This is a genomic window from Enterobacter cloacae complex sp. P6RS (assembly GCF_014982245.1).
Lineage (GTDB): Bacteria > Pseudomonadota > Gammaproteobacteria > Enterobacterales > Enterobacteriaceae > Enterobacter > Enterobacter bugandensis.
Map to the genome: position 1 here is coordinate 21,533 of NZ_JADCLB010000010.1, position 15,925 is coordinate 37,457.

The 15,925-nt window shown below is 52.4% G+C and carries 18 protein-coding genes; 5 read left to right on the forward strand and 13 right to left on the reverse strand.

All coding sequences use genetic code 11. From position 1 onward, the window contains the following. Positions 1 to 20 precede the first annotated feature (20 nt). The 3 genes from slmA to coaBC form a co-directional block, all read right to left on the reverse strand. Positions 21 to 617 carry a nucleoid occlusion factor SlmA gene (gene slmA, locus INF73_RS05810; RefSeq protein ID WP_028015015.1) on the reverse strand — a complete coding sequence of 199 codons (597 nt, stop codon included), beginning with the start codon at positions 615 to 617 and terminating at the stop codon, positions 21 to 23. Positions 618 to 735: 118 nt separating this feature from the next. Next, complete coding sequence (gene dut, locus INF73_RS05815; RefSeq protein WP_015570042.1) at positions 736 to 1,194, reverse strand: dUTP diphosphatase; 459 nt, start codon at positions 1,192 to 1,194, stop codon at positions 736 to 738. Then, positions 1,172 to 2,383, reverse strand: coding sequence for a bifunctional phosphopantothenoylcysteine decarboxylase/phosphopantothenate--cysteine ligase CoaBC (coaBC, locus tag INF73_RS05820; protein ID WP_028015016.1), 1,212 nt, complete (start codon positions 2,381 to 2,383; stop codon positions 1,172 to 1,174). The genes dut and coaBC overlap by 23 nt, the downstream gene beginning before the upstream one ends. Positions 2,384 to 2,556: 173 nt before the next feature. On the opposite strand from coaBC, the gene radC reads away from it, so the two are divergent. From radC to mutM, 4 genes are all read left to right on the forward strand, one after another. Next, positions 2,557 to 3,222: a DNA repair protein RadC gene (radC, locus tag INF73_RS05825; protein ID WP_028015017.1), complete on the forward strand. Its 666-nt coding sequence runs from the start codon at positions 2,557 to 2,559 to the stop codon at positions 3,220 to 3,222. A 218-nt stretch (positions 3,223 to 3,440) separates the two neighbouring features. After that, a complete protein-coding gene (gene rpmB, locus INF73_RS05830; RefSeq protein WP_002436699.1) occupies positions 3,441 to 3,677 on the forward strand; it encodes a 50S ribosomal protein L28 in 237 nt (78 codons plus the stop codon). A 22-nt stretch (positions 3,678 to 3,699) separates the two neighbouring features. Next, the gene (gene rpmG, locus INF73_RS05835) at positions 3,700 to 3,867 is read left to right on the forward strand and encodes a 50S ribosomal protein L33 (RefSeq protein ID WP_003024094.1); all 168 of its coding nucleotides are present in this window, start codon (positions 3,700 to 3,702) and stop codon (positions 3,865 to 3,867) included. A 72-nt stretch (positions 3,868 to 3,939) separates the two neighbouring features. Continuing rightward, a complete protein-coding gene (gene mutM, locus INF73_RS05840; RefSeq protein WP_028015018.1) occupies positions 3,940 to 4,749 on the forward strand; it encodes a bifunctional DNA-formamidopyrimidine glycosylase/DNA-(apurinic or apyrimidinic site) lyase in 810 nt (269 codons plus the stop codon). A gap of 2 nt (positions 4,750 to 4,751) precedes the next feature. Here mutM and coaD read toward each other — a convergent pair whose 3' ends face one another. The 7 genes from coaD to rfaQ all read right to left on the reverse strand — a co-directional run bounded on the left by coaD (position 4,752) and on the right by rfaQ (position 11,644). Next, positions 4,752 to 5,231 carry a pantetheine-phosphate adenylyltransferase gene (gene coaD / locus INF73_RS05845; protein WP_025758454.1) on the reverse strand — a complete coding sequence of 160 codons (480 nt, stop codon included), beginning with the start codon at positions 5,229 to 5,231 and terminating at the stop codon, positions 4,752 to 4,754. Between the two features lie 3 nt (positions 5,232 to 5,234). After that, on the reverse strand, positions 5,235 to 6,005 hold the full coding sequence (locus INF73_RS05850) for a glycosyltransferase family 2 protein (RefSeq protein WP_041911668.1): 771 nt from the start codon (positions 6,003 to 6,005) through the stop codon (positions 5,235 to 5,237). Then, positions 6,005 to 7,279 (reverse strand): lipid IV(A) 3-deoxy-D-manno-octulosonic acid transferase, encoded by a 1,275-nt coding sequence (gene waaA / locus INF73_RS05855; protein WP_028015020.1) that lies wholly within the window; start codon positions 7,277 to 7,279, stop codon positions 6,005 to 6,007. Before waaA ends, INF73_RS05850 begins: the two co-directional genes overlap by 1 nt. A gap of 66 nt (positions 7,280 to 7,345) precedes the next feature. After that, positions 7,346 to 8,335, reverse strand: a complete 990-nt coding sequence (locus INF73_RS05860) for a glycosyltransferase (RefSeq protein ID WP_028015021.1) — start codon at positions 8,333 to 8,335, stop codon at positions 7,346 to 7,348. Positions 8,336 to 8,346: 11 nt separating this feature from the next. Next, positions 8,347 to 9,447: a glycosyltransferase gene (locus INF73_RS05865; protein WP_193541751.1), complete on the reverse strand. Its 1,101-nt coding sequence runs from the start codon at positions 9,445 to 9,447 to the stop codon at positions 8,347 to 8,349. Positions 9,448 to 9,449: 2 nt separating this feature from the next. Next, on the reverse strand, positions 9,450 to 10,577 hold the full coding sequence (locus INF73_RS05870; RefSeq protein ID WP_041911666.1) for a glycosyltransferase family 4 protein: 1,128 nt from the start codon (positions 10,575 to 10,577) through the stop codon (positions 9,450 to 9,452). Next, positions 10,574 to 11,644, reverse strand: a complete 1,071-nt coding sequence (gene rfaQ / locus INF73_RS05875) for a putative lipopolysaccharide heptosyltransferase III (RefSeq protein ID WP_193541753.1) — start codon at positions 11,642 to 11,644, stop codon at positions 10,574 to 10,576. Before rfaQ ends, INF73_RS05870 begins: the two co-directional genes overlap by 4 nt. Positions 11,645 to 11,794: 150 nt before the next feature. On the opposite strand from rfaQ, the gene INF73_RS05880 reads away from it, so the two are divergent. Continuing rightward, entirely contained in the window at positions 11,795 to 12,757 is a 963-nt protein-coding gene (locus INF73_RS05880; protein ID WP_193541755.1) for a polysaccharide deacetylase family protein, read from the forward strand. A gap of 15 nt (positions 12,758 to 12,772) precedes the next feature. Here INF73_RS05880 and INF73_RS05885 read toward each other — a convergent pair whose 3' ends face one another. Genes INF73_RS05885 through INF73_RS05895 form a run of 3 tightly spaced genes read right to left on the reverse strand, consistent with a single transcriptional unit; the run spans position 12,773 to position 15,924 of the window. After that, positions 12,773 to 13,936, reverse strand: a complete 1,164-nt coding sequence (locus INF73_RS05885) for an O-antigen ligase (RefSeq protein ID WP_069733356.1) — start codon at positions 13,934 to 13,936, stop codon at positions 12,773 to 12,775. Then, a complete protein-coding gene (locus INF73_RS05890; protein ID WP_063943281.1) occupies positions 13,923 to 14,828 on the reverse strand; it encodes a hypothetical protein in 906 nt (301 codons plus the stop codon). Before INF73_RS05890 ends, INF73_RS05885 begins: the two co-directional genes overlap by 14 nt. A 1-nt stretch (position 14,829) precedes the next feature. Next, positions 14,830 to 15,924 carry a glycosyltransferase family 9 protein gene (locus INF73_RS05895; RefSeq protein WP_063943279.1) on the reverse strand — a complete coding sequence of 365 codons (1,095 nt, stop codon included), beginning with the start codon at positions 15,922 to 15,924 and terminating at the stop codon, positions 14,830 to 14,832. Position 15,925 lies beyond the last annotated feature (1 nt).

Sequence of the window (15,925 nt, forward strand, 5' to 3'; positions counted from 1 at the left end):
CGCTTACCGGGCCTGCGGTGCTACTGCAGCTGCGCTGCCACTAACGGCCAGCGGGCGTCAAAATCGTCCGTTGGTCGGTATTTGAATTCGCTGCGCACAAAGCGGGAGAGCATGCCTTCACAAAACGCCAGTATCTGGCTTGCCAGCAATGTCTCATCCGTATTGTATCCTTCGCCTTCACGCATTTTCTTCTCGCGCAGCACCTGGCGCAGCTGTGCTTCAATACGCTCAAAAAGCTGATTGATGCGGCCCTGCAGCCTGTCCTGCTCAAACATCAGCGCGTGGCCGGTCAGGATACGGGTTAAACCCGGATTGCGCTCCCCAAAGCCCAGAATTAACAGCACAATCAGACGAAGACGCGCGGTGGTATCTTTTTCATCTTTCAGAATCAGGTTAATGCGCGTGATCAGACTGTCTTCAATAAACTCGATCAGGCTGTCGAACATTTTTGTTTTGCTGGGGAAATGACGATACAGCGCCGCCTCAGACACGCCTACAGAGGCGGCCAGTTTGGCGGTGGTGATGCGTTGACTGCCATCGCTGGATTCAAGCATCAGAGCCAGAGATTGAAGTATTTCTTCGCGACGATTCCTTTTCGCGGTTTGTTTTTCTGCCATGTTACAAAATACCCCTGAAAATAAGCACTTGCCAGGCTGGCATCCACACAGCGACCGCAAACTGACGTTTGCGGTTTGTTATTGCGTTATGGCGCTGCGAGATACGTGTGTCGGGCGGTTATTTGCGCCCGGAATGGCCGAAGCCGCCTTCGCCACGGTCGGTGGCATCAAAGTCTGCCACCAGGTTAAATTCTGCCTGTACCACCGGTACAAAAACCATCTGCGCGATACGCTCGCCAGGTTCAATGGTGAAGCTGTCCTGACCACGGTTCCAGACGGACACCATCAGCTGACCCTGGTAGTCGGAGTCGATCAGGCCGACCAGGTTACCCAGCACTACGCCGTGCTTATGGCCCAGACCCGAGCGCGGCAGGATGACTGCCGCCAGAGACGGGTCTGCAATGTGGATCGCCAGGCCAGTCGGGATCAGGGTAGTGGCACCGGGAGCCAGTTCTACGGCGTCATCGAGACAGGCGCGCAGGTCAAGTCCGGCAGAGCCGGAGGTGGCATAGGTTGGCAGCGGGAATTGCTCGCCAACACGCGGGTCCAGAATCTTAACGTCGATTTTTTTCATCATAACGGGTAACGATCTCGTCCAGTAATTGTTGGCCCAGGAGTTCCTTGCGCTCAAGCGGTAAGATTTTATCTCCATCCTGCCAGAAAAGGTGCAGTGCGTTGCTGTCGCTATTAAATCCTTGCGTGGCCAGCGATACGTCGTTCGCGCAAATTAAATCGAGGTTTTTGCGGGTACGTTTTTGCCGGGCATATTCTTCCACATTATTCGTTTCTGCGGCAAATCCAACAACGTAAGGACGATGGCTTTTTAATGCGGCGACACCGGCAACAATGTCCGGGTTTTTCACCATTTTCAGTGTTAATTCATCGCCTTGCTTTTTGATTTTAGACTCGGCGATGGTCTCGGCGCGATAGTCTGCCACGGCCGCACAGCCGATAAAAATCTGCTGGCGTTGCGCATGAGCCTGCACGGCGGCTTCCATCTCCAGCGCGGTGGTAACATTAATACGCTGTACAAAAGGTGGCGTAGGTAACGAGACCGGGCCGCTGACCAGCGTGACGTTAGCACCGCGTTTTGCCGCTGCGGCAGCAATTGCAAAGCCCATTTTGCCGGAGCTGTGGTTGGTGATGTAACGCACCGGGTCCAGCGGCTCGCGCGTCGGGCCCGCGGTAATCATGATGTTGAGATGTTGCAGGTCGTTGACAGGTGAAAAATGGGCGGCGGCCATATCCACAATCGTCAACGGGTCGAGCATACGCCCCGGGCCAACGTCGCCGCAGGCCTGGCTGCCGCTGTCCGGGCCCCAGACAAGCAGGCCGCGCGAAGCCAGCGTCTCCAGATTATGCTGGGTGGCGGCATTGCGGTACATCTGCTGGTTCATGGCGGGCACAACGGCGACGGGCGCAGGCGTCGCGAGGCAAATGGTCGAAACCAGATCGTTCGCCATACCGGCCGCCACGCGGGCAATTAAATCTGCCGTGGCAGGGGCAAGAATCACCAGATCGGCCCATTTCCCAAGCTCAATATGCCCCATCGCGGCTTCAGCGGCCGGATCGAGCAGGCTGTCAGATACCGGGTATCCTGAAACCGCCTGCAGGCTCAGAGGGGTGATAAAGGCTTTACCGCCTTCGGTTATCGCGACCCGCACGTCCGCCCCGCGCTCGCGCAGACGACGCACCAGCTCCGGCGCTTTATAAGCAGCAATGCCGCCGCTCACGCCAAGAACGATTTTTTTACCGGCCAGGCTCATCATGATTCTTTCCTGTTGGGTTTCACCAGAGAGCGGGCATTTTACCACAATCCCAAATAGGGGGTGATGAAGTCCTTTATGCACTTTGCGAGGCGCTACGCAAGAACGAAACCTCAGCGTCGAGCCCCGGATTTGCCTGTGGCAGCATAATGGCAAACAGAAGGAGGCCGGGCATGGAAGAGACTGAACTGCTGCTACCGCGCGAAAAAATGCTGCGTCATGGCGTCGCGTTATTAAAAGACGAGGAGCTGCTGGCGCTCTTTTTACGTACAGGTACGAAGGGAAAAACGGTATTTACGCTGGCGAAAAATCTGATAGACCATTTTGGTTCACTACATGGTTTGCTGACAGCCGAACTGGAGGCGTTTACGCACGTAGAAGGCATTGGCGTCGCGAAGTATGCCCAGTTACGGGGTATTGCTGAACTTGCCCGGCGATTTTATAACGTACAGATGGAGGAGCAAGATCCGATCCTTACCCCTGACATGACCCGCGAATTTTTGCAAAGCCAGCTATCTGGTCTGGAGCGGGAGATCTTTATGGTGATCTTTCTCGACAACAGGAACCGGGTACTGAAGCACAGCCGCCTGTTTTCGGGTACACTGAGCCACGTTGAGGTACATCCGCGTGAAATTGTGCGTGAAGCGATAAAAGTGAATGCAGCGGGGGTGATCCTCGCGCATAATCACCCCTCTGGCTGTGCAGAACCGAGCAGAGCTGACAAAGAAATCACCGAACGCATTATCAAATGCTGTCAATTCATGGACATTCGTGTTCTGGACCATCTGATAATTGGCCGCGGCGAGTACATTTCTTTTGCAGAACATGGCTGGATTTAGGCTATTTCTCGCGATCCATCGGGATCTTTGTCTGTTCGGGACTTGAGCACACCGCCGAGTCAGCGTATACTACGCCACCTTTGAGAATCTCGGGTTTGGCATTTGGGCCTGGCAATCGAGAGTTCACTTAGAACTACGCGATGACCGGGCTGTAAAGCCTGACGAGGCGCCGATACCCCATACGAAGCTCGAGCTAATTTGATTTTTGGAGAATAGACATGTCCCGAGTCTGCCAAGTTACTGGCAAGCGTCCGGTGACCGGTAACAACCGTTCCCACGCACTGAACGCGACTAAACGCCGTTTCCTGCCGAACCTGCACTCTCACCGTTTCTGGGTTGAGAGCGAGAAGCGTTTTGTCACCCTGCGTGTATCTGCTAAAGGTATGCGTGTAATCGATAAGAAAGGCATCGATACAGTTCTGTCTGAACTGCGTGCCCGTGGCGAAAAGTACTAAGTACTTAAAGAGGAAATAAATCATGGCTAAAGGTATTCGCGAGAAAATCAAGCTGGTTTCTTCTGCTGGTACAGGTCACTTCTACACCACCACGAAGAACAAACGTACTAAGCCGGAAAAACTGGAACTGAAAAAATTCGATCCAGTTGTACGCCAGCACGTACTGTACAAAGAAGCTAAAATCAAATAATTTTAGCCTCCTTGTATTGAAAAACCCCGCAACTGCGGGGTTTTTTGCATTCTGCATCTCAACGGAGGAACCATGCCTGAATTACCTGAGGTAGAGACCAGCCGTCGCGGCATTGAGCCCCATCTGGTCGGCGCGACTATTCTTCATGCCGTCGTTCGCAATGGACGACTGCGCTGGCCGGTGTCCGATGAGATCCACGCGTTAAGCGACAAACCCGTCCTTAGCGTGCAGCGCCGCGCGAAATACCTGCTGCTGGAGCTGCCTGACGGCTGGATCATTATCCATCTTGGGATGTCCGGGAGCCTGCGCATCTTGACCGAAGAATTGCCTGCGGAAAAACACGATCACGTTGACCTGGTAATGAGCAACGGCAAAGTGCTCCGCTACACCGATCCGCGGCGCTTTGGCGCGTGGCTGTGGACGAAGGAGCTGGAAGGACACAACGTGCTGGCGCATCTGGGCCCTGAGCCGCTTTCAGACGCGTTTAATGCGGACTACCTGAAAGAGAAGTGCGCGAAGAAAAAGACCCCGATCAAGCCCTGGCTGATGGATAATAAGCTGGTGGTCGGCGTGGGGAATATTTACGCCAGTGAATCGCTGTTCGCGGCCGGGATCCATCCCGATCGGCTGGCCTCGTCGCTGTCCGCGCAGGAGTGTGAGCTGCTGGTTCGGGTCATTAAAGCAGTGCTGCTGCGCTCGATTGAGCAAGGCGGGACCACCCTGAAGGATTTTCTGCAAAGCGACGGTAAACCAGGCTATTTTGCCCAGGAGCTGCAGGTGTATGGCCGTAAGGGCGAGCCATGCAGGGCATGCGGGACGCCGATTATTGCCACGAAGCACGCCCAGCGCGCCACGTTCTACTGCCGCCAGTGTCAGAAATAGAACTACTTTAGCTTTTCCATCAGCGCCTGGTGGACGTTATCCGGCAGGAAATGGGTAACGTCCCCGTGATGGCGCGCCACCTCTTTTACCAGCGTGGACGAGATAAACGACCACTCTTTTGACGGCATCAGGAATACGCTTTCCAGCTCCGGCATCAGGTGGCGGTTCATGTGCGCCAGCTGCATCTCATACTCGAAGTCTGCCACCGCGCGCAGGCCACGAATCAGAATATTGGCCTGCTGGGCGCGGGCGAAGTTCGCCATCAGATCGCTGAACCCGACAACTTCAACATTCGGCAGGTGCGAAATGGCGTCGGTGGCAAGTTGCACGCGCTCGTTGAGATCAAACATCGGCTTTTTGCTGGGGCTGGCGGCAATCGCCAGGATCACCTTGTCGAACATGCACGCTGCACGGGTAATGATGTCAAGATGACCGTTAGTGATCGGATCGAAGGTACCCGGATAAATCGCTTTTGTGCTCATGGCTCACGTTTTCTCTGAGTAGCCGCGGCAGAGCGCCCACAGCTCGGTGTATTTGTTGAAAGTATACTGGGCATTCACTACCGCCAGTAACCAGCCCTGCTTACCATCCAGCACGCCGCCGCGCAGCAGCAGCGTTTTCAGAAACGCGCCCAGCGTGTGGGTGAAGATTCCTGTCAGCGAGGCCTTCTTGCCGCGCTGGTGGCGTTCCTGCGCCCATGCGGTGGCATAGTTGAGCTGCTTTTGCTGGAAGCTGGCGAAATCACGGCAGGTCAGATGCAGCAAATCACCCGTCAGGGGGATGACCTGGGCGCCGTCGCAGGCCAGTGACTCATGGACAAGATTGTCGTTGTACTGAAAGCGCCCGCGCTCGTAGAGGCGCATTACGCGATCCGGATACCAGCCACTGTGGCGCATGAAGCGGCCAAGGAAGTAGTTGCGACGCGCGATGCTGTATACGGCGCCAGGCTGGGGTGAGGAAAGCACCGCCTGAATGGCCTGCTGGAGTTCCGGGGTGACGCGCTCGTCGGTGTCGATCATCAGCACATAATCGCCCGTGGCGTGACCCTGCGCGCGCTGGCGCTGAATGCCGTAGCCCTGCCAGTCGGTATCGGTAAAGACTTTTGCGCCCGCAGCCCGGGCGATGTCCACCGTGTTGTCCGTGCTTCCGGAGTCGAGGATAACAATTTCGTCAGCCCAGGCGACGGAGGCCAGGCAGTCCGGAAGCAGGTCGGCGGCGTTTTTGGCGATCATGACGACCGACAGACGCGTAGACATTAGTGGCTCCGCTGAGGCAGATAAGGTTGCAGAAGCTGCAGCAGACGGGTGAGTGCGCCCTGGTTCTGGTGCAGCACTTCGACGGCGTGGCGACCGTACCACAGGCGGTAATCTTCATCCGTCAGAAGGGTCGATACTTCTTTGACGACCGAGTCCGCATCGGTCACGGTAATTAAACCATCGGCCTGCTGCAATTTAGCGCAGATATCTTTGAAGTTAAACGTGTGTGGACCCATCAGCACAGGAATGGCGTGGGCTGCCGGCTCCAGCGGGTTATGGCCTCCGCGCTCCACCAGGCTGCCGCCAACAAAGGCGAGGTCAGCAATGCCGTAGAGCAGCATCAGTTCGCCCATCGTATCGCCAATCACCACCTGGGTACTGCCGGAAGGGATCTCTCCGCTGCTGCGCAGGGTGAAGCTGAAGCCGCCTTTCTGCACCATTTCGCGGGCATCTTTAAAACGTTCGGGGTGACGAGGCACCAGAATCAGCAGTAGGTCCGGGAAGGTTTCCAGCAGCTTACGGTGCGCCTGCAGGATAATCGCCTCTTCGCCCTCATGAGTACTGGTCGCTATCCAGACCTGGCGACGCGGAGCCCACTGGCGGCGCAGCGTGATGGCGCGGGCGGCCAGTTCAGGGGTAACGGAAATATCGAATTTCAGGCTGCCGGTCACGGCAAGCTGGTTGCGCTTCAGGCCCAGGGAGATAAAGCGCGCCGCGTCTTCTTCGTTCTGCGCGGCAATCAGCGTGATTTTGCTCAGCAGGCGGCGCATAAATTTGCCCAGCTTGCCGTAGCCTTTCGCCGAGCGCTCTGAAAGGCGCGCGTTGGCAATCACCAGCGGAATTTTACGGGCGTGCAGAGCGGAAATCATGTTCGGCCACAGCTCGGTTTCCATCACGATCACCAGCTTCGGGCGAACGGTGTTCAGAAAACGATTCATAGCGCAGGGCAGATCGTAAGGGAGGTAGACGTGATGAACGTCTTTGCCAAACGCGGATAACGCGCGCTCTGAGCCGGTTGGCGTCATGGTGGTGACGGTAATCGGCAGAGACGGGTAGCGGTGGCGCAGAGCGCGAACCAGCGGGATCGCCGCTAGCGTTTCACCGACAGAAACGGAATGCAGCAAAATACCGTCCGGGGCGACTTTATTGCGGCAAAAGCCATAGCGTTCAGCCCAGCGTTTACGATACGCAGGCGCTTTACGGCTACGAAGCAACAGTCTCAGCCACACCAGTGGCTGAATGATATAGAGCAGGGCGGTATACAACAATTCCAAGCGATTATCCGTCTTTTTAGTTTCGGCGGGCAAATTCTAAGCATTTAAGCCAGGTAAAGCTATCTCTTATGCCAGATACCGTTTTAAACGGAAGTAGCGACGGCCCAGGCGCCAGCGCAAACGCGGGCTTTTGGCACTTTTCCAGATAAGCTTCCAGATCCCGGTGTCGAAGAACTCTTTGATAATCATTGTTTTCTTTGTCTCATCCTTCATGTTGTCGAAGGTATGAATGATCCCCAGCCCCTCTTTGGCGATTTGCCAGTGGCAGGCGGGGATATTTTTCACTTTATCCGGGTAACGCTGGTTAATGGCATCAAGCATCTGCAGGATTTTCATGTAGTGGCGAGCGGAGCGGATCAGCGTGTCGTCATTATCCGGCGTATGCGATACCGAGGCAGAGTGAATGTAGTAGTCATAAAAGCGTTCACTGGTGTACTGAACGCGCTCTGCGGCAAGCAGCACCTCGGTGGTCCACGGGATATCCTGATGGCGCAGCCCGGGTTCGAAATGGAAACTGTGTTTACGAATAAAATCGTGGCGATAGATATTAAGCCAGGTCACGTGCAGGAACTTACGTGAATCCAGCGCCATCTTTAACCATGCCGGGCCCGTCATAACGCCCGTTGAGGCGAGTTTATCCTCGGGGAAGATAGGTCGAGACGGTTTCTTATCATTTTCCCAGACGTAGTTGCCGTTGCAGGTGGCGACATCCAGATCCTGCGTGACGGCCATATCCAGCAGACGCTGGTACATGCCAGGTTTGAAGACGTCATCAATATCCGGGAAAGAGAGATACTGACCGGTTGCAACGGCCAGGCCGGTATTTCGCGCAATGGAAACGCCCTGGTTTTGCTGTTCAATCACCTGCATCTGCGGCAGTTTTTCACGCCAGCTTTCGACGATCTGCATCGAGCGGTCAGTTGAGCCATCATTGACAATAATGACTTCCATGCTGTCGATGCGTTGATTCACAAGGCAGGTAAAGAACTGATCCAGAAAAGCTTCGCCGTTATAAACGGCAACCACCACGCTTAACAATGGCGCTGAATTTTGCATAAGAAACCTGATTATTTTTGATTGTCGACCAAAGCAATGTACTGCTGGCAAATGGCATTGATACCGAACGACGCAATCGTTGCATCGCCAACGACCGGCGGGGCGGTATAAATATCTACCATGGTTTTTGCCAGTGACGCGTCATTTAGCTCTGCCAGCCCGCGCGCTAAGGCGCCGGTGAGAATTTCTGCGGGACCACCCGGACAATTGGTACTGACCGGTGGCGTCTGGCAGATAATGGATTCCACCAGCACATTACCAAAACCTTCGCAGTCAGAACTTAACACTAAGAGGCGTGCCCCTTTAATCCAGGGGTAGGGATTGGAGTCGAAGGGACGGAAAACCGTCTTGTCTTCAATACCCAGGTCGCGGGCAAGCTGTTTGAGCTTTTGAATTTTGGCTTCGGAACCATTGCCCATCATGACAAGCGTAGTGTCGAGCTGGCTCTGTGCGAACGCGCGTAAAAGACGGTCGTGGCGTTTGTGTTCATGGAAGCGGCCGACATGGATGATGTAATCCTTCCCTTGCATCTCGAAGGGGGCATCCGCCAGACGCTGAATTTCAGGGATATCAAAAGGATTGTGGATAACCGCTTTACGCCGGAGTTTCAGAGCCAGGGTCTCGGAAAGGTCTTTCAGCACGGCGCCTGAGACGGCGACAACGTTTCGGTTTTCGTAGGTATGACGAATTTTAAGATGCTTAAACCAGCGCGACAGCCCGCTGCGATGGCGAAGATAGGAGAAAGAGAACATGCCATGCACGCAGAACCAGACTTTTTCACGCTCCAGCGCGCGGCAGTGCGCCACAATGCGGTCAGTTTTGTGCAGATGAGAGAACACAACGTCAAATTTTCCGCTGCGCTCAGCCCGCTCAATGGCCTGATCCAGCAGGCGGGCTCGGCGTGGGATCTCCGTCAACTTGCGCCACGGTTTTTTGCAGGTATCCTGGACCACCTGATAATCAATGCCTTCCGGGATGGCGTAATCACACACTTTCCGCAGAGAGAAAAGGGAGACCTGATGCCCCATTTCCGTTAATCCGCTGGAAAGTGTAAGAACTGTTTTTTCAGCTCCCCCACCGGGTAAACCATCAATAATCATTAGGATGCGCATTTTTAATCCAGTAATTTTTGATAAAGCGAAATAAGCTGACTTGACAGTTTTTCGGGGGTGGCGTCTTTTACCCGTTCACGTGCCGCTTGCCCCATCGTGTTATTTTTTCCCAGAGAAGGAGTGGCTGCAATTGCCTCCTTCAATGTGTTGATATCCAGGGCGTCACAATAAAATCCGTTCTGGCCTTGCTGAATAAATTCAGCGCCTCCGCAACTCTCTGAAGTAATGACGGGCAAGCCGCAGGCCATCGCTTCAAGAATGACGTTTGGAAAGGGATCATACAGCGTTGGCAACAGTAAACCATCGGATAGCTGATAAAAAGGCAGCGTTTCTTTCTGCATCCCCAGGAAACGGATTTGCCCTTCGCAGCCCAATGAACGGGCGAGGTCACGATAACGATGTTCTGCTTTATCCTGTCCAACCACAATCAGCCAGGCTGAAGTTCCTGCGATAGCGCGTATGGCGCTGGCCAATCCTTTTCGTTCAAATCCCGATCCTACAAAACAGAACACCACGGCATCGGCTGGCAAACCAAATTGCTGACGCAGCGCGGCACGCTGTGCTTCCTGGGCCGGAACGAAGCGGCTGGAATCAATTGAATTATAAATCACATGTATCTTTTTTGCGTCAATATCAAAGTCTTCGACGATTTCGCGTTTGATCATCTCCGCATTACAGATAACCGCTTTCAGCTCTGGCGCCTGGTACATTTCACGCTCGGCGTGCATCACGTAGCGGTGATAGCGGTCGACCATCAGCATTTTCGCGCGCCAGGCGGGCAGGATGCGCGCACGCTGTAGCAGCCAGCGGCGATGGACGCCATCGCCAGCGCGGTAGATATCACAGCCCGGAATCCGCTCGTGGCTTTGCACAATATCAAACTGCTGTTGCTGCCACAGCGCGCGGGCAGCATGGGCAAACCCGCGTTCGCGGCTAATTCGGCCCCATTTGCGCGGGTCGCAAATATGGATATGCCAGTCGTCCTGTCTCTCGCCCTGCCATTCACGCGTAATGACGTTGAGTTCAAGATTCTGATTGCTCAGTGCGGTGAGCGCACGTGAAACGAAGCGCTCCGCTCCGCCATCAGGGCGATACTTTTGGCGAACAATCGCCAGACGATGGTGTTTCATGACAAATATCTCCTTGCAGCGGAGACGACAGCATCAACAGGAATGGCGTCGAGATAGCGTTCTTTCGTTTTGGTATCAATAGCGTCGGGATCGGGAAGGGGACCGTAGTCGCCAGCCCAGATGACTTCACCGTTGACCTGCCATGGAGACCAAAACGTCAGTTTGGAAGGGCCAAACAGCGCCACGCAGGGCGTCTGCAGCGCGGCGGCCATGTGCATCGGAACGGAGTCAACGCCAATAAAAAGACACGCGTGGTCGATGAGTGAGGCCAGCTGGCGCAACGTTAGCTGTCCCGCCAGCGAGACGACCCCCGTTTTCGGTGAGGCGGCGAGTATGCGATCTATCATCGCCAGCTCTTTTTTATCCGGCCCGGCCGTGAGTACAACGGTATGCCCATCCTGCTGCAGCGCGGTGATGGTTTGCGCCATTTTGCTTTCATCCCAGCATTTGAAGAACCAGCGTGATGTCGGCTGAATGACGATGTAGTTATCGCCCACTCCTTTTTGCACCAGCTGCTGGTGGGCGTGGTGCCAGTCTTCTGCGCTGTAGGCCATGGTAACAGCTGGCTCAGGTGCGACCTGTAATGGTGACAGAATGGAGAGATTTTGTTCGACAGTGTGCAGGGATTTGTGATTTGCAACAGAGACTAAATCGCTATGACAAAAACGCCAGAATGAATTGTTGCGTTTGTTAAAGGCGAATCCGAGGCGAACCGGCGCACCAGTGAAACGGGTGACGATAGCGCTACGCCACTGATCGGCAAGATTTATCACCAGATGATAATGTTGCTTTCGTAACGCGCAGAGCAGCTGCCACTCCTTTTGAAGGTGCTTTAGCGTGCCCAGCTGCTTCCATTTACGATCGATTCCATAAATAGTGCCAATCGTCGGGTGCGCGGCGAGCATATCGCGCGTTTCTTCATACAACAGCACGTCAATTTGCGCTTGTGGCCATTTTTGACGTAATGAATCAATGACGGGGGTGGTCAATAACATATCGCCATGATGGCGGAGTTTGATCAGTAGAATGCGCAAATCAGGCGTGTCAGGTAAGTTATTCATCATCATCTTATCGGCGTTGTACTGTTGGCAATTCTAATAGACCTGGTAGCGACTTGCACTCTTTCTCCATAATCTCAGGAATTTCCCAGGAAGGGTTTACTCAGGCTTTGGTGAGTGCGTAACATAGCGCTAACTTCCCTGTCATGCGGACTCATTATGAAAAAACCAGCGTTTATCATCACGATTGATACTGAGGGCGATAATCTCTGGCAGAATCACCGCGTCATTAAAACGGAAAATGCGCGCTATCTGGCCCGGTTCCAGGCCCTCTGTGAGCGTTTTGGTTTTAAGCCCGTATGGCTGACAAACTATGAGATGGCAATCGAGCCCGTTTTCATTGAATTCGCCAGGGACGCGATCGCTCGCGGTCAGGGGGAGGTGGGTATGCACCTTCACGCATGGAATAGCCCACCTGAGCACGATCTCACGGGAGATGACTGGCGCTGGCAACCGTATCTGATTGAATTTTCAGACGAGGTGATGCGTGAGAAAGTGCTGTTCATGACCCGTCTGCTGGAAGAGACATTCCAGACCAAAATGCTGAGCCACCGCGCCGGGCGTTGGGCATTTGATAGCCGCTATGCAAAATTGCTCGTTGAACTGGGCTACCAGGTTGATTGCTCCGTGACGCCACGCGTGAACTGGCGCAATGCGAAAGGTGCTCCGCAGGGCAATGGCGGAACGGATTATCAGCATTTCCCCGACCACGCCTATTTTATGGATTTAGATACTATTTCCCGGGCGGGAAATAGCCCCTTACTCGAAGTGCCGATGAGCATTCAGTATAAACATCCGGCCTGGTTGAACACGATCAAACAGGGATACGATCGGCTTCGCGGTAAATATCGCTCGCCTTCCGTGAACTGGCTACGACCGACCGGTGGCAATGCGTCGCAGATGATTCAGGTCGCGCAGCAATGCCTGTCGCAGGGACAGGATTATGTGGAGTTTATGCTTCACTCGTCTGAATTTATGCCAGGCGGAAGTCCGACCTTTAAAGATGAGGCGGCGATTGAAGGGTTATATCAGGATTTAGAAGCGCTTTTTAGCTGGCTATCCGATAAGACGGTGGGGATGACGCTGGCGGAGTTTTATTCCCATAAAAAAAGCGCCGATTAATCGGCGCCTCTGGAATTATTTTTGCAGCGCGGTTTTTACCGGGGTGCTGAAAATAATGGCAAGTGGAAGCCAGAATAGCACCCAGTATTCTCGCGGATTGCTGATCACAAACATGCCCTGGGTAACATAGAACATCAGCGCAAAGACAATAACCGCAATCTCTGCTTTGTGATTAGCAGCAAGGTGGCGAAGACATTGTCTGCCCGCAAAGAGAACCATACTCAAAAGCAGCAGAAGTCCCACTACTCCCCCCTTCAGGAAGGTCGCTAAATAAAGGCTATGCGTTGTGGTAACAGGTTGACCATAGCCGTTAATGAATTCAAGTTCTTTATTGAAACCCCAGCCGAAAATCATTTTTTGTTTCGCTATTTCAAAGGCATGCTGCCAGATGCCGAAACGGACAGAGCCTGCACGGGAAGATTCTTCCGCGCGTTTGAGGAATATATCGAAGAAGCCGCTGAAATAGAGGATGGAGCCAATAGCTAACAATACGATCAGCGAGCCCGCTAACAGCTTAAAATTCCATTTCGGTTTACACAGAAACGCAACGATAGCGGCGACAATCATCGAAAGGAAAGGCCCTCGGCTTTGGGTCAGAATCAAGCAGACCAGCAGCAGGGGAACGGGAATATAGAACCAGTAGTTACGCGTTTCGCGAACTAGAATGGCGCTCAACAGAATACCCAACGCCATGTATCCCCCAAGATCAATGACATTATCCGGGGAGAACGGGAAAGCATGCGTTAGCCGGTTTTGAAATATTTGCTCTTTATTGACATAAACCAGCGTTAATATCGTCAGTGCCACGATGCCGAAATAGGTTGCGCCAATGATGTATTTTTTTCTTTCCTGTAACTCACACTGACGATAAAGGCACAGGAAAATAAATAAATAAAAGGAATGGCTGATGGCTGAGCTAAGATGTGAAGATTCCGCCCACAAATTTGAGAGTGAAAAGTAGAGCAAAAAGGCACCGGTCATCCCCAGTGCAGGAAGGAAGTCACGATCGTTGATAAAACGGATGCGTGTCTCACTATTGATAATCATAGTGATGATAAATAGAGCCAGCGTGATATGGAATAAGATATTTACTCGTGAGACTCCGCAAAAAATCATGCTCAAAAACATAAAGAGCACAAAAGGATAGAACAGGCCGCGTTGCAAATTAATTGAAGACATCACTAAAATCCTTTCTGGGAAAAACGGAGTCAGGGATAGCGCTTTGAGGAGAGAGGTTGATAACTGAAATATTATCATCTTTGAATATGTTGCTTGCCAGCGTTAGCGCGGGGAGCACAGTATTATGCACTTTATCCTCAAGAAATGAGGGCAACATCGTATCGTTGCTTTCATAGAAACGTGGCTGGTTGAAATTATTCATATCAAGACCAGCAATGTGAATTTTTTTGAATCCCAGAAAGTAAATTATCTGGAGCGCCCAATATATCACGGTGCCAGCATCCACCACACCATGTCGCACATCACGACTAAAAGCAATATTAGGATGCGTATCAGAGAAAACAATTTCTGGTGTGTCCGCTAAAGCTTGACGCAGATTATCCTGTTTGATTGAAGGTTTGTAGGTCTCATAACAAATATCTTCAATGATACAAATTTCGCACTGGATGTTTTCGTAGGAGAAACGATTTATAAGCTTGACGATCCCCATGACGGTAGTAAATAAAATAACATTTTTACAGCCTGTTAATTGTTTCAAAAGCGCCGTTTGGCGGTCGATAAATGTCATGTCGACAATGAAATAAAGACTAAAGTTGAGCTGATTATTAAGGTGCCATGCGCCGTTCACGCCAGCGGTCGCTACCGATGCCGGCAATTTTGCAAAATCAATATGTTTGATTGAGGGGCCTGTCGCCGCAATCAGGATCTCACCATTGAATCGATGATGAAGTAAGGATAAATAGGTCAGTTTGATATCCAACCCCTTATATTTTAAATCACATATTTCACCGGTTTCATTGCGGGACAATTTAATAAATGGCCACAAATTCTCATTATGTCGCATATTACGCTTATGCGTATATCGATACAGTTGCTTGGTCAAAGATCCCATTTTACGCCTCAAGTGATTCTTTTTTGTTTTTATTCAGGGTCGTTAATAAACTCGCAATCTTATCCAGATCGGTTTCACTTACGGCAAACAGCTCTTCTTTCGGTTGGCTGAAATAGTAACGCGTTTCGAATACGTATGAATTAATATTTTCATCATTTCCAATCAACAGAACATTGCCGAGAGGGCGTTGTTCGTAATGGCAGCACGGGCCAAACAACATGACGACAGGTACACCCACTGCATCGGCAATGTAAATATTCCCGGAATCAGACGCGATATAGCAATCCATCTTTGAAATAGCCCACGGGAGTTCTTCCAGCGTGATTTTCCCAATCAGACTGATCAAGTTAGGAATGTCACCGTAAGCGCGGGTGATATCGTCCAACCACGACTGTTCATCAGGGGCGCCAAACACATGAAACTCGCAGGGCAGGTCGGCGAGACGGTCAATAATTCGCTTCCAGATGACCGGCGGCACCGTTTTGGCTTTATTACCTGCGGCAATGCTGATGCCGATGCGGATCACATCAGGTTTGTCGAGAATTGCCGGGTAGGTCGCTGGTTTAAATAGTGGCTTTGTGGCGTGCTTGGGAGAGTCCTGCCACGTCAACGAACGGTCGGCCAGCTTAAGATAGTTCGTTACCGACAGCGTTTTTCTGCCGTGTTCAACGGTACCATCGGCCATTGCATAGAAAATCCCGTGATACCACCTGCGCGTGTACGTGCTTAAAAATTGCTTGCTTTTGGCGTTACAAACGGAGGCGAAAAAGAGATTTACGCTATTCGGCTGTAGCAGGTAGACATTGTCGTAACGGTTCATGATCCTGCAGGCGAAGCAGAGCTTACGCCATAGATTGCGCTTATGCTGTTCGATGAAGTAGATCTGCTCGATATTCTCGTCATGCTTCGCCAGCGCACCCACGCTGCGACTGATCAGCACGTCGCTTTTTTGCAGCCAGCCCAGAAGGGGCGTTGCATTAACAAAATCACCGATTTTGGCTGTCTGAATGACCAGATTTTTCCCTGTATCCTTGCGAAACAGCTTCCGGATAAGCTTCACCGGAAAGAGTAAAATCAGCAGAAATACGTAACTCATG